Source organism: Paraburkholderia phymatum STM815 (assembly GCF_000020045.1).
In the GTDB taxonomy this organism is placed as follows: Bacteria; Pseudomonadota; Gammaproteobacteria; order Burkholderiales; family Burkholderiaceae; genus Paraburkholderia; species Paraburkholderia phymatum.
Genome location: NC_010622.1, coordinates 3,182,720 through 3,196,891, shown reverse-complemented (window position 1 = coordinate 3,196,891; position 14,172 = coordinate 3,182,720). Strand labels below are relative to the sequence as shown.

General features: G+C 60.3%; 6 protein-coding genes. All 6 read left to right on the top strand.

Features of this window, described 5'->3' with window-relative positions; genetic code table 11:
• Nucleotides 1-214 precede the first annotated feature (214 nt).
• The gene (gene rpoB / locus BPHY_RS14470; RefSeq protein WP_012402201.1) at nucleotides 215-4,321 is read left to right on the top strand and encodes a DNA-directed RNA polymerase subunit beta; all 4,107 of its coding nucleotides are present in this window, start codon (nucleotides 215-217) and stop codon (nucleotides 4,319-4,321) included.
• 21 nt (nucleotides 4,322-4,342) lie between these two features.
• Nucleotides 4,343-8,584, top strand: a complete 4,242-nt coding sequence (gene rpoC / locus BPHY_RS14465; protein WP_012402200.1) for a DNA-directed RNA polymerase subunit beta' — start codon at nucleotides 4,343-4,345, stop codon at nucleotides 8,582-8,584.
• 201 nt (nucleotides 8,585-8,785) lie between these two features.
• Complete coding sequence (gene recQ, locus BPHY_RS14460; protein WP_012402199.1) at nucleotides 8,786-10,633, top strand: DNA helicase RecQ; 1,848 nt, start codon at nucleotides 8,786-8,788, stop codon at nucleotides 10,631-10,633.
• 231 nt (nucleotides 10,634-10,864) lie between these two features.
• On the top strand, nucleotides 10,865-11,245 hold the full coding sequence (gene rpsL, locus BPHY_RS14455; RefSeq protein WP_006053290.1) for a 30S ribosomal protein S12: 381 nt from the start codon (nucleotides 10,865-10,867) through the stop codon (nucleotides 11,243-11,245).
• Between the two features lie 179 nt (nucleotides 11,246-11,424).
• Complete coding sequence (gene rpsG, locus BPHY_RS14450; protein ID WP_006053291.1) at nucleotides 11,425-11,895, top strand: 30S ribosomal protein S7; 471 nt, start codon at nucleotides 11,425-11,427, stop codon at nucleotides 11,893-11,895.
• Between the two features lie 128 nt (nucleotides 11,896-12,023).
• Nucleotides 12,024-14,126 (top strand): elongation factor G, encoded by a 2,103-nt coding sequence (gene fusA, locus BPHY_RS14445; RefSeq protein ID WP_012402198.1) that lies wholly within the window; start codon nucleotides 12,024-12,026, stop codon nucleotides 14,124-14,126.
• Nucleotides 14,127-14,172: the final 46 nt, after the last annotated feature.

Here is a 14,172-nt window from a genome sequence, read left to right as displayed (position 1 = left end):
TCTTCTGAAGCGACTGCAGAAGGCAAGTTTGGTCGGGTAGCGGGCAACACAGGCATCCGCTGCCGTCAGCCAGCGGTTGGTAGCGGCCAACCACCAAGCTTAAAGGCTCGTTCAGGCCATAGAACGGCCAACGGGTCTCAGTCGGTGAACACTCGGGTTGTCACATCAAGGTATCCCGCCTCGACAACAATGCCCGCCGTGATTCGGAGATCGTATGCAATATTCCTTCACCGAGAAGAAGCGTATTCGCAAGAGTTTCGCGAAGCGCCCCATCGTTCACCAAGTACCTTTCCTGCTGGCTACCCAGCTTGAATCATTCAGCACGTTTCTGCAAGCAGAAGTGCCAACGGCGCAGCGCAAACCGGAAGGTCTGCAGGCTGCGTTCACATCGGTTTTTCCCATTGTTTCGCATAACGGCTTCGCTCGTCTCGAGTTCGTCAGCTACATGCTGTCGCCGCCGGCATTCAATATCAAGGAATGTCAGCAGCGCGGCCTGACTTACTGCTCGGCGCTGCGTGCCAAGGTGCGTCTCGTTCTGCTCGACAAGGAATCGCCGAGCAAGCCCGTCGTCAAGGAAGTGAAGGAGCAGGAAGTGTACATGGGCGAAATTCCGCTCATGACGCCGACCGGCTCGTTCGTCATCAACGGCACGGAACGTGTGATCGTGTCGCAGCTGCACCGTTCGCCTGGCGTGTTCTTCGAGCATGACAAGGGCAAGACGCACAGCTCCGGCAAGCTGCTGTTTTCCGCACGTATCATTCCTTACCGCGGCTCGTGGCTCGACTTCGAATTCGACCCGAAGGACGTGCTGTACTTCCGCGTCGACCGTCGTCGCAAGATGCCCGTCACGATCCTGCTGAAGGCAATCGGCCTGACGCCGGAACAGATCCTCGCGAACTTCTTCGTGTTCGACAACTTCACGCTGATGCCGGAGGGCGCGCAGATGGAGTTTGTGCCGGAGCGTCTGCGTGGTGAAGTCGCGCGCTTCGACATCACGGACCGCGATGGCAAGGTCATCGTCCAGAAGGACAAGCGTATCAACGCGAAGCACATTCGCGACCTCGAAAACGCGAAGACGAAATACATTTCGGTTCCCGAAGACTATCTGCTCGGCCGTGTGCTCGCGAAGAATGTCGTCGACGGCGATACGGGCGAAGTGATCGCGAACGCGAACGACGAAGTCACGGAAAGCGTGCTCGACAAGCTGCGCGAAGCGAAGATCAAGGACATCCAGACGCTCTACACGAACGATCTGGATCAGGGTCCGTACATTTCGTCGACGCTGCGTATCGACGAAACGGCCGACAAAATGGCCGCTCGCATTGCGATCTACCGCATGATGCGCCCGGGCGAGCCGCCGACGGAAGAAGCCGTCGAGGCGCTGTTCAACCGTCTGTTCTACAGTGAAGAAGCCTACGACCTGTCGAAGGTGGGTCGTATGAAGTTCAACCGCCGCGTTGGCCGCGATGAAATCGTGGGCCCGATGACGCTGCAGGACGACGACATCCTCGCGACGATCAAGATCCTGGTCGAGCTGCGTAACGGCAAGGGCGAAGTGGACGACATCGACCACCTCGGCAACCGTCGTGTGCGCTGCGTCGGCGAACTGGCGGAGAACCAGTTCCGCGCCGGTCTCGTGCGTGTCGAGCGCGCTGTGAAGGAACGCCTCGGCCAGGCCGAAAGCGAAAACCTCATGCCGCACGATCTGATCAATTCGAAGCCGATTTCATCGGCGATTCGCGAGTTCTTCGGTTCGTCGCAGCTGTCGCAGTTCATGGACCAGACCAACCCGCTGTCGGAAATCACCCACAAGCGCCGCGTGTCGGCACTTGGCCCGGGCGGTCTGACGCGCGAGCGCGCTGGCTTTGAAGTCCGCGACGTGCACCCGACGCACTATGGCCGTGTGTGTCCGATCGAAACGCCGGAAGGTCCGAACATCGGTCTGATCAACTCGCTGGCACTGTACGCGCACCTGAACGAATACGGCTTCCTCGAAACGCCGTATCGCAAGGTGACGGACGGCAAGGTCACGGACCAGATCGACTATCTGTCGGCAATCGAAGAAGGCCGCTACGTGATCGCTCAGGCGAACGCCGCTGTGGCAGAAGACGGCACGCTGACCGACGAACTCGTGTCTTCGCGTGAAGCGGGCGAAACGTTGATGGTGACGCCAGACCGCATCCAGTACATGGACGTGGCGCCGTCGCAGATCGTGTCGGTGGCGGCATCGCTGATTCCGTTCCTCGAGCACGATGACGCGAACCGTGCACTGATGGGCTCGAACATGCAGCGTCAGGCTGTGCCGTGTCTGCGTCCGGAAAAGCCGGTTGTCGGTACGGGTATCGAGCGTACGGTGGCGGTGGACTCTGGCACGACCGTGCAGGCACTGCGCGGCGGTGTGGTCGATTACGTCGACGCTGGCCGTATCGTGATTCGTGTGAACGACGACGAAGCGGTTGCCGGTGATGTCGGTGTCGACATCTACAACCTGATCAAGTACACGCGTTCGAACCAGAACACGAACATCAACCAGCGTCCGATCGCGAAGGTCGGCGACAAGGTTGCGCGCGGCGACGTGCTGGCTGACGGCGCTTCGACTGACCTCGGCGAACTGGCGCTTGGCCAGAACATGCTGGTCGCGTTCATGCCGTGGAACGGCTACAACTTCGAAGACTCGATCCTGATCTCGGAAAAGGTCGTTGCGGACGATCGCTACACGTCGATCCACATCGAAGAACTGAACGTCGTGGCTCGCGACACGAAGCTCGGACCGGAAGAAATCACGCGCGACATTTCGAATCTGGCTGAAGTGCAGCTTGGCCGTCTCGACGAGTCGGGCATCGTGTACATCGGCGCGGAAGTCGAAGCGGGCGACGTGCTGGTCGGCAAGGTCACGCCGAAGGGCGAAACCCAGCTGACGCCGGAAGAAAAGCTGCTGCGCGCGATTTTCGGCGAGAAGGCATCGGACGTGAAGGACACGTCGCTGCGCGTGCCGTCGGGCATGAGCGGCACGGTCATCGACGTGCAGGTGTTCACGCGTGAAGGCATCCAGCGCGACAAGCGTGCGCAACAGATCATCGACGACGAACTGAAGCGCTATCGCCTCGACCTGAACGACCAGCTGCGCATCGTGGAAGGCGACGCGTTCCAGCGTCTCGCACGCATGCTCGAAGGCAAGGTCGCGAACGGCGGTCCGAAGAAGCTGGCAAAGGGCACGAAGATCGAACGCGCTTACCTGGAAGATCTCGATCACTACCACTGGTTCGACATCCGCCTCGCGGACGAAGAAGCAGCGGCGCAGCTCGAAGCGATCAAGGATTCGATCGAACAGAAGCGTCACCAGTTCGACCTCGCGTTCGAAGAGAAGCGCAAGAAGCTCACGCAAGGCGACGAACTGCCGCCGGGCGTGCTGAAGATGGTCAAGGTGTACCTGGCAGTCAAGCGCCGCCTGCAGCCTGGCGACAAGATGGCAGGTCGTCACGGTAACAAGGGTGTCGTGTCGAAGATCGTTCCGATCGAAGACATGCCGTACATGGCCGATGGCCGTCCCGCAGACGTCGTGCTGAACCCGCTCGGCGTTCCGTCGCGGATGAACGTGGGTCAGGTTCTCGAAGTTCATCTGGGTTGGGCCGCGAAGGGTCTGGGCTGGCGTATCGGCGAAATGCTGCAGCGTCAGGCCAGGATCGAGGAAGTTCGCGCGTTCCTGACCAAGATTTACAACGAGTCGGGCCGCGCGGAAGAGCTGGAAAGCTTCTCCGACGACGAGATCCTCGAACTGGCGAAGAACCTGCGCGAAGGCGTGCCGTTCGCAACGCCGGTGTTCGACGGTGCGACGGAAGAGGAAATGTCCAGCATGCTGGATCTCGCCTTCCCGGACGACATCGCGCAGAACCTCGGCATGACGAAGTCGAAGAACCAGGTGCGTCTGTATGACGGCCGCACGGGTGAAGCCTTCGAACGTACGGTGACGGTCGGCTACATGCACTACCTGAAGCTGCACCACCTGGTCGACGACAAGATGCACGCGCGTTCGACGGGTCCGTACTCGCTGGTCACGCAGCAGCCGCTGGGTGGTAAGGCGCAGTTCGGTGGTCAGCGCTTCGGTGAAATGGAAGTGTGGGCGCTCGAAGCGTACGGCGCATCGTACGTGCTGCAGGAAATGTTGACGGTCAAGTCGGACGACGTGACAGGCCGGACCAAGGTTTACGAGAACCTGGTCAAGGGCGATCACGTCATCGACGCGGGCATGCCGGAATCCTTCAACGTGCTGGTGAAGGAAATCCGCTCGCTCGGTATCGACATCGACCTCGACCGCAACTAATCGGACTACGGAGAGAAAGCAATGAAAGCTCTGCTCGATCTATTCAAGCAAGTCCAACAGGAAGAAGTTTTCGACGCGATCAAGATCGGTCTGGCCTCGCCCGACAAGATCCGTTCGTGGTCGTTCGGCGAAGTCAAGAAGCCGGAAACGATCAACTACCGCACGTTCAAGCCGGAGCGGGATGGCCTGTTCTGCGCGAAGATTTTCGGTCCGATCAAGGACTACGAATGCCTGTGCGGCAAATACAAGCGCCTGAAGCACCGTGGCGTGATCTGCGAGAAGTGCGGCGTCGAAGTGACGCTCGCGAAGGTGCGCCGCGAACGCATGGGCCATATCGAACTGGCCTCGCCCGTCGCGCATATCTGGTTCCTGAAGTCGCTGCCGTCGCGTCTGGGCATGGTGCTCGACATGACGCTGCGCGACATCGAGCGCGTGCTGTACTTCGAAGCATATGTGGTGATCGATCCGGGCATGACGCCGCTAAAGGCGCGTCAGATCATGACGGAAGAGGATTACTACAATAAGGTCGAAGAGTACGGTGACGAGTTCCGCGCTGAAATGGGCGCGGAAGGCGTGCGCGAACTGCTGCGGGCGATCAACATCGACGAACAGGTCGAAACGCTGCGTTCGGAGCTGAAGAACACCGGTTCGGAAGCGAAGATCAAGAAGTACGCGAAGCGCCTGAAAGTGCTCGAGGCTTTCCAGCGTTCGGGCATCAAGCCCGAGTGGATGATTCTCGAAGTGCTGCCCGTGCTGCCGCCGGAACTGCGTCCGCTGGTTCCGCTGGACGGCGGCCGCTTCGCGACCTCTGACCTGAACGACCTGTATCGCCGCGTGATCAACCGTAACAACCGGTTGAAGCGTCTGCTCGAGTTGAAGGCGCCTGAAATCATCGTCCGCAACGAAAAGCGGATGCTGCAGGAAGCCGTCGATTCGCTGCTCGACAACGGCCGTCGCGGCAAGGCGATGACGGGCGCGAACAAGCGTCCGCTGAAGTCGCTGGCCGACATGATCAAGGGCAAGGGCGGTCGCTTCCGTCAGAACCTGCTGGGCAAGCGCGTCGACTACTCGGGCCGTTCGGTCATCGTGGTCGGCCCGACGCTGAAGCTGCACCAGTGCGGTCTGCCGAAGCTGATGGCGCTCGAACTCTTCAAGCCGTTCATCTTCAACAAGCTGGAAGTGATGGGCGTTGCGACAACCATCAAGGCTGCGAAGAAGGAAGTCGAGAATCAGACGCCGGTGGTGTGGGACATCCTTGAAGAGGTGATCCGCGAACATCCGGTGATGCTGAACCGCGCACCGACGCTGCACCGTCTCGGCATTCAGGCTTTCGAGCCGGTGCTCATCGAAGGTAAGGCAATCCAGCTGCACCCGCTCGTTTGCGCCGCGTTCAACGCCGACTTCGACGGTGACCAGATGGCTGTTCACGTTCCGCTGTCGCTGGAAGCGCAGATGGAAGCGCGCACGCTGATGCTGGCGTCGAACAACGTGCTGTTCCCGGCCAACGGCGATCCGTCGATCGTGCCGTCGCAGGATATCGTGCTCGGCCTGTACTACGCGACGCGTGAAGCGATCAACGGCAAGGGCGAAGGCATGACGTTCACGGGCGTGTCGGAAGTGCTGCGCGCCTACGAGAACAAGGAAGTCGAACTGGCGTCGCGCGTCAACGTGCGGATCACGGAAATGGTCCACAACGAAGACAAGTCGGAAGGCGCGCCGGCGTTCGTGCCGAAGATTTCGCTGTACGCGACCACGGTTGGCCGCTCGATCCTGTCGGAAATCCTGCCGCCGGGCCTGCCCTTCTCGGTGCTGAACAAGCCGCTGAAGAAGAAGGAAATCTCGCGTCTGATCAACACGGCATTCCGCAAGTGCGGTCTGCGCGAAACGGTGATCTTTGCCGACCAGCTGATGCAGTCGGGCTTCCGCCTGGCAACGCGGGCCGGTATTTCGATCTGCGTCGACGACATGCTCGTGCCGCCGCAGAAGGAAACGATCGTCGGGGACGCCGCGAAGAAGGTGAAGGAATACGACCGTCAGTACATGTCGGGTCTCGTCACCGCGCAGGAACGCTATAACAACGTGGTCGACATCTGGTCGGCGACGTCGGAAGCGGTCGGCAAGGCGATGATGGAGCAGCTGTCGACGGAGCCGGTGACGGACCGCGACGGCAACGAAACGCGTCAGGAGTCGTTCAACTCCATCTACATGATGGCTGACTCGGGTGCGCGTGGTTCGGCAGTTCAGATCCGTCAGCTGGCCGGTATGCGCGGCCTGATGGCGAAGCCGGACGGCTCGATCATCGAGACGCCGATTACGGCGAACTTCCGCGAAGGCCTGAACGTGTTGCAGTACTTCATCTCGACCCACGGCGCACGTAAGGGTCTGGCTGATACGGCACTGAAGACGGCGAACTCCGGTTACCTGACGCGTCGTCTCGTCGACGTGACGCAGGATCTCGTCGTGGTCGAAGACGATTGCGGCACGTCGCAAGGCGTCGCGATGAAGGCGCTGGTCGAAGGCGGTGAAGTCGTCGAAGCACTGCGCGACCGTATTCTCGGCCGCGTGGCTGTGGCTGACGTCGTCAATCCGGAAACGCAAGAGACGCTGTACGAATCGGGCACGCTGCTCGACGAATCGGCTGTCGAAGAAATCGAGCGTCTGGGCATCGACGAAGTGCGAGTGCGCACGCCGCTCACCTGCGAAACGCGTTACGGTCTGTGCGCATCGTGCTATGGCCGCGACCTGGGCCGTGGCTCGCTGGTGAACGTCGGTGAAGCAGTCGGCGTGATCGCTGCACAGTCGATCGGTGAGCCGGGCACGCAGCTGACGATGCGTACGTTCCACATCGGTGGTGCGGCATCGCGTGCGGCAGTGGCGTCGTCGGTCGAAGCGAAGTCGAACGGTACCGTGCGTTTCACGGCGACGATGCGTTACGTCACGAACGCGAAGGGCGAGCAGATCGTCATCTCGCGTTCGGGCGAAGCGCTGATCACCGACGATCACGGCCGCGAGCGCGAGCGTCACAAGGTGCCGTACGGCGCGACGCTGCTGCAACTCGACGGTGCCCAGATCAAGGCAGGCACGCAGCTGGCCACGTGGGATCCGCTGACGCGTCCGATCATCACCGAGTGGGGCGGTACGGTGAAGTTCGAAAACGTCGAGGAAGGCGTGACGGTCGCGAAGCAGATCGACGACGTGACGGGTCTTTCGACGTTGGTCGTGATCGACGCGAAGCGCCGCGGTTCGCAATCGTCGAAGAGCGTGCGTCCGCAGGTGAAGCTGCTCGACGCGAACGGCGAAGAAGTCAAGATCCCGAACTCGGAGCACTCGGTTCAGATCGGCTTCCAGGTCGGCGCTCTGATCACCGTGAAGGACGGCCAGCAGGTTCAGGTGGGTGAAGTGCTCGCACGTATCCCGACTGAAGCGCAGAAGACTCGCGATATTACGGGTGGTCTGCCGCGTGTGGCGGAACTGTTCGAAGCACGTTCGCCGAAGGACGCAGGTATCCTGGCGGAAGTCACGGGTACGACGTCGTTCGGTAAGGACACGAAGGGCAAGCAGCGTCTCGTTATCACGGACCTCGAGGGCAACCAGCACGAGTTCCTGATCGCGAAGGAAAAGCAGGTTCTGGTGCATGATGGTCAGGTCGTCAACAAGGGCGAAATGATCGTCGACGGGCCGGCTGATCCGCACGACATCCTGCGTCTGCAGGGTATCGAAGCGCTGTCGCGTTACATCGTGGACGAAGTGCAGGACGTGTACCGACTGCAGGGCGTGAAGATCAACGACAAGCACATCGAAGTGATCGTGCGTCAGATGCTGCGTCGTGTGCAGATCACGGACAACGGCGATACGCGCTTCATCCCGGGCGAACAGGTCGAGCGGTCGGACATGCTCGACGAAAACGACCGTATGAACGCGGAAGACAAGCGTCCGGCGACGTACGAGAACATCCTGCTGGGTATTACGAAGGCGTCGCTTTCGACCGATTCGTTCATCTCGGCGGCATCGTTCCAGGAAACGACGCGCGTGCTGACGGAAGCTGCGATCATGGGCAAGCGCGACGATCTGCGTGGCCTGAAGGAAAACGTGATCGTGGGCCGTCTGATTCCGGCCGGTACGGGTCTCGCGTTCCATAAGGCGCGCAAGACGAAGGAAATGGCGGACCGCGAGCGTTTCGACCAGATCGCTGCCGAAGAGGCCTTCGAGTTCGGTACGCCGGAAACCCCGGCTGCCGAGCAAACGCCGCATACCAACGAGTAAGCGGGCTGGCGGCGCAAGCCGCTATCTCGTTCTCGGTTGGCAAAACCGCCTGGTTTCGACCGGGCGGTTTTTTTTCGCCTGTATTTTTCTTATCCCGTCTGGACTCTGAAGATTGGCCGGTTGCACGACAAAGACAGGGCGAAACGCGATGGGGTTGGTAAAATTCGACTCACCCGTTACGCGCTCTTCTCGCTCTCCTTCATGTCCCGTCCGCTCCAGATCCTCAACGAAGTTTTCGGTTATCCCGCGTTTCGAGGGCAGCAAGGCGAAATCGTCGAACATGTTTCGGCGGGCGGCGACTGTCTGGTGCTGATGCCGACGGGCGGCGGCAAGTCGCTGTGTTATCAGATTCCATCTCTGGTGAGGCGTGAGGCGGGGTTGGGGGCGGGCATCGTCGTGTCGCCGCTGATCGCACTGATGCAGGATCAGGTGGCGGCGCTGACGGAAGTTGGCGTCCGCGCGGCGTACCTGAATTCGACCCTGTCGGGCGCCGAAGCCGCTGCGACGGAACGTGCACTGCGCGAGGGCGAAATCGATTTGCTGTATGTGGCGCCAGAGCGTCTGATGACGCCGCGCTTTCTCGATCTGCTCGAGCGCACGCGCATCGGCCTGTTCGCGATCGACGAAGCACATTGCGTGTCGCAATGGGGGCACGATTTCCGCCCCGAATACATTCAGCTTTCCGTCCTGCACGAACGTTTTCCATCGGTGCCGCGCATCGCGCTCACCGCGACCGCCGACGCGATTACGCGCGACGAAATCATTCACAGGCTCGCACTCGACGCCGCGCGTGTGTTTGTGTCGAGCTTCGACCGGCCGAACATCCGCTATCGGATCGTCGAAAAGGACAATGCACGCTCGCAACTGCTCGACTTCATCCGCGCGGAACACTCGCGTGCAGACGGCACGACCGACGCAGGCGTCGTGTATTGCCTGTCGCGCCGCAAGGTCGAAGAGACGGCTGACTGGTTGAAGACGCAGGGCGTGCGTGCGCTGCCGTATCACGCGGGAATGGAATTCGAGGTGCGTCAAAAGCACCAGGAAATGTTCCAGCGCGAAGAAGGCATCGTGATGTGCGCGACGATTGCGTTCGGCATGGGCATCGACAAACCGGACGTGCGTTTCGTCGCGCACCTTGACTTGCCGAAGAGCGTCGAAGGCTATTACCAGGAGACCGGTCGCGCAGGCCGCGATGGTTTACCTGCAAACGCGTGGATGACTTACGGACTCGGCGACGTCGTGCAGCAGCGCAAGATGATCGACGAATCCGAAGCCGACGACGCGCACAAGCGCGTGCAAACGGGCAAGCTCGATGCGTTGCTCGGCCTGTGCGAAACGGCTTCGTGCCGGCGCGTGCGGCTGCTCGCCTACTTCGGCGAAGAAGGCAAGCCGTGCGGCAACTGCGATACGTGCCTCGAGCCGCCAGCGTCGTGGGACGCGACGCGCGAATCGCAAATGGCGCTCTCGTGCGTATTCCGCGCGCAGCGCGCGAGCGGAATCCACTTTGGCGCAGGACACCTGATCGACATTCTCCGCGGCAATCGCACCGAGAAGATTCTGCAGCGCGGTCACGAGAAGCTGAGTACGTTTGGAATTGGCGCGGCTTTGTCCGAGCATGAATGGCGCGCAGTGTTTCGCCAGTTGGTGGCATTCGGATTTCTCACCGTCGATCACGAGGGATTCGGCTCGCTTGTGCTGACAGAAATTAGCAAGTCGGTCCTGAAGGGCGAACAGACCGTGACCATGCGCCGTTACGTGAAGCCTGTGCGGACGCGACAGTCGTCCGGTCGCACCAGCGAGCGCGCCGACCCGACGGCTGGCATGAACGCGCGCGAGCGCGCTCGGTGGGATCGGCTGCGCACATGGCGCACCGAGACGGCGAAAAGCGATGGCGTCCCGGCCTACGTCATCTTCCACGACGCGACCTTGGCGGAAATTGCGCGGAATTGCCCTGAATCGCTCGACGATCTGCGGCACATTCCCGGCATGGGCGCGCGTAAGCTCGACCGTTTCGGCGACGAACTGCTTGAAGTCGTCGCCGCGGATTGACATCGACATCCCGCTCAGCTCTTTCAAATCCACGCAACCTGTTGACTCGCTTACGATTTTCGGAATATGATGCTAGGTTCCGGTTCTCGGCAGGGTTGCGCACGGCGTAAGCACGTCGCCGATTCGGTCGGGCTGGAACTCAGCAGTAGTCAGAAAGCAGTCAAAAACGCGTTCGTTTTTGCTTTGCCCAGAAACGAACACGTCGATTTTGTTCAATTTCAGGAATAAACAATGCCAACCATCAATCAACTGGTTCGCAAAGGCCGCACGTCGGAAACGACGAAGAGCAAGAGCCCGGCTTTGCAGGACTGCCCCCAGCGTCGCGGCGTGTGCACCCGTGTGTACACCACGACGCCCAAGAAGCCGAACTCGGCACTCCGTAAGGTCGCCAAGGTTCGTCTGACGAACGGCTTCGAGGTCATTTCGTATATCGGTGGTGAAGGCCACAACCTGCAGGAGCACTCGGTCGTGCTGATTCGCGGCGGCCGTGTGAAGGACTTGCCGGGTGTGCGTTACCACATGGTTCGCGGCTCCCTGGATACCCAGGGCGTCAAGGATCGTAAGCAGGCTCGCTCGAAGTACGGCGCGAAGCGTGCCAAGGCTGGCAAGTAATCAGCCGGTCAAGCAGTAACAGGTCGCTCGCAAGAGCGGTTAAGCGGTGGTGCCGGATAGCCGGTGCTGTCGAGTAAGTGGTCACCCGACCAGGCTGGTAAGTCGTCATGGATGAATCGGGTTAGTTGGTGGCCGCGGGGCAGAAGAACTGCTCCAACTGAAAAGTTAAAGGAAGAAACATGCCGCGTCGTCGCGAAGTCCCCAAGCGGGAAGTGTTGCCGGATCCGAAGTTCGGTAACGTTGATGTAGCAAAATTCATGAACGTGCTGATGCTCTCCGGCAAGAAGTCGGTTGCCGAGCGCATCGTGTACGGCGCTTTCGAACAGATCCAGACCAAGGGTGGCAAGGACCCGCTGGAAGTGTTCACGGTAGCGCTCAACAACGTCAAGCCGGTGGTCGAAGTGAAGAGCCGCCGCGTTGGTGGTGCGAACTATCAGGTTCCGGTCGAAGTGCGTCCGTCGCGTCGTATGGCATTGGCGATGCGTTGGCTGCGTGAAGCCGCGAAGAAGCGCAGCGAGAAGTCGATGGCTCTGCGTCTTGCTGGTGAACTGTCGGAAGCGGCTGAAGGCCGTGGTGGCGCAATGAAGAAGCGCGACGAAGTTCACCGGATGGCAGAAGCCAACAAGGCGTTCTCGCATTTCCGTTTCTAAGCATCCCGTCCCGGGTTGGCAGTAAAGCGGAAAGAATTCCGGGCGGGTGCGCTTACAAAGCGCCTCGCCCGTTTGTGTTAGGGCGCGATGGACATATTTCCATCGTGTCATCCCAATAGAGGATCAAAGTGGCTCGCAAGACTCCTATCGAGCGCTACCGCAACATCGGTATTAGCGCTCACATCGACGCCGGCAAGACGACGACGACCGAGCGCATCCTGTTTTATACCGGCGTGAACCACAAGATCGGTGAAGTGCACGACGGCGCCGCCACCATGGACTGGATGGAGCAGGAACAGGAGCGTGGCATCACGATCACGTCCGCTGCTACCACGGCGTTCTGGAAGGGCATGGCAGGCGACCGCGCCGAGCACCGCATCAACATTATCGACACCCCGGGTCACGTCGACTTCACGATTGAAGTCGAGCGCTCGATGCGCGTGCTCGACGGCGCATGCATGGTCTATTGCGCAGTGGGCGGCGTGCAGCCGCAGTCGGAAACGGTGTGGCGCCAGGCTAACAAGTACAAGGTGCCCCGTCTCGCGTTCATCAACAAGATGGACCGTACCGGCGCTAACTTCTTCAAGGTTTACGACCAGCTCAAGCTGCGTCTGAAGGCGAACCCGGTTCCCGTCGTTGTGCCGATCGGCGCCGAAGAGAACTTCACGGGCGTCGTCGACCTGATGAAGATGAAGGCGATCATTTGGGACGAAGCGTCCCAGGGCACCAAGTTCTCGTACGAAGACATCCCGGCAGAACTCGTCGACACGTGCAACGAATGGCGCGAAAAGATGATCGAAGCCGCGGCTGAGTCGAGCGAAGAACTGATGAACAAGTACCTCGAGTCGGGGGAACTGAGCGAAGCGGAAATCATCAAGGGTCTGCGCGACCGTACGATCGCTTGCGAAATTCAGCCGATGCTGTGCGGTACCGCGTTCAAGAACAAGGGCGTGCAGCGCATGCTCGACGCCGTGCTCGACTTCCTGCCGTCGCCGATCGACATTCCCCCGGTCACGGGCGAACTCGAAAACGGTGAAAAGGCTGAGCGCCGCGCATCGGACGACGAGAAATTCTCGGCACTCGCATTCAAGATCATGACGGACCCGTTCGTCGGTCAACTGATCTTCTTCCGTGTGTATTCGGGCGTCGTCAATTCGGGCGACACGGTCCTGAATGCGACGAAGGACAAGAAGGAACGTCTGGGTCGTATCCTGCAGATGCACGCGAACCAGCGCGAAGAAATCAAGGAAGTGCGCGCAGGCGACATCGCTGCTGCCGTGGGCCTGAAGGAAGCGACGACGGGCGACACGCTGTGCGATCCGGCGAACCCGATTGTTCTGGAACGCATGGTGTTCCCGGAGCCGGTGATTTCGCAGGCCGTCGAGCCGAAGACGAAGGCCGACCAGGAAAAGATGGGCATGGCGCTGAACCGCCTCGCTCAGGAAGATCCGTCGTTCCGCGTTCAAACGGACGAAGAATCTGGCCAAACCATCATTTCGGGCATGGGCGAACTCCACCTCGAAATCCTGGTCGACCGGATGAAGCGCGAGTTCAACGTCGAGGCAACGGTCGGCAAGCCGCAAGTCGCGTATCGCGAAACGATCCGCAGCACGGCAGCGGACGTCGACGGCAAGTTCGTCAAGCAGTCGGGCGGTCGCGGCCAGTACGGTCACGCTGTCATTACGCTTGAGCCGAACGAGCAGGGCAAGGGCTACGAGTTCCTCGACGAGATCAAAGGTGGTGTCATTCCGCGTGAATACATCCCGGCAGTCGACAAGGGTATCCAGGAAACGCTGAAAGCCGGCGTGCTGGCAGGCTTCCCCGTCGTCGACGTCAAGGTTCACCTGACCTTTGGTTCGTACCACGACGTAGACTCGAACGAAAATGCGTTCCGCATGGCTGGTTCGATGGCGTTCAAGGAAGCAATGCGCAAGGCGAGCCCGGTTATCCTCGAGCCGATGATGGCCGTGGAAGTGGAAACGCCTGAAGACTACATGGGCAACGTGATGGGCGACCTGTCGGGCCGTCGCGGTATCGTCCAGGGCATGGAAGACATGGTGGGCGGCGGCAAGATCGTCCGCGCCGAAGTTCCGCTGTCGGAGATGTTTGGCTACTCGACGTCGCTGCGCTCGCTGACGCAAGGCCGCGCAACGTACACGATGGAATTCAAGCACTACGCTGAAGCGCCGCGTAACGTGTCGGAAGCGATCATCAACGCGAAGTCGAAGTAAGACCTCGCATAGTCATTCATCGAACAACTTTTTTGAAAGAAGAGAA

What these genes read in the sequence shown, in the direction of transcription:
- rpoB (WP_012402201.1), top strand. Translation starts at nt 215, where the DNA reads ATGCAATATTCCTTCACCGAGAAGAAGCGTATTCGCAAGAGTTTCGCG.
- rpoC (WP_012402200.1), top strand. Translation starts at nt 4,343, where the DNA reads ATGAAAGCTCTGCTCGATCTATTCAAGCAAGTCCAACAGGAAGAAGTT.
- recQ (WP_012402199.1), top strand. Translation starts at nt 8,786, where the DNA reads ATGTCCCGTCCGCTCCAGATCCTCAACGAAGTTTTCGGTTATCCCGCG.
- rpsL (WP_006053290.1), top strand. Translation starts at nt 10,865, where the DNA reads ATGCCAACCATCAATCAACTGGTTCGCAAAGGCCGCACGTCGGAAACG.
- rpsG (WP_006053291.1), top strand. Translation starts at nt 11,425, where the DNA reads ATGCCGCGTCGTCGCGAAGTCCCCAAGCGGGAAGTGTTGCCGGATCCG.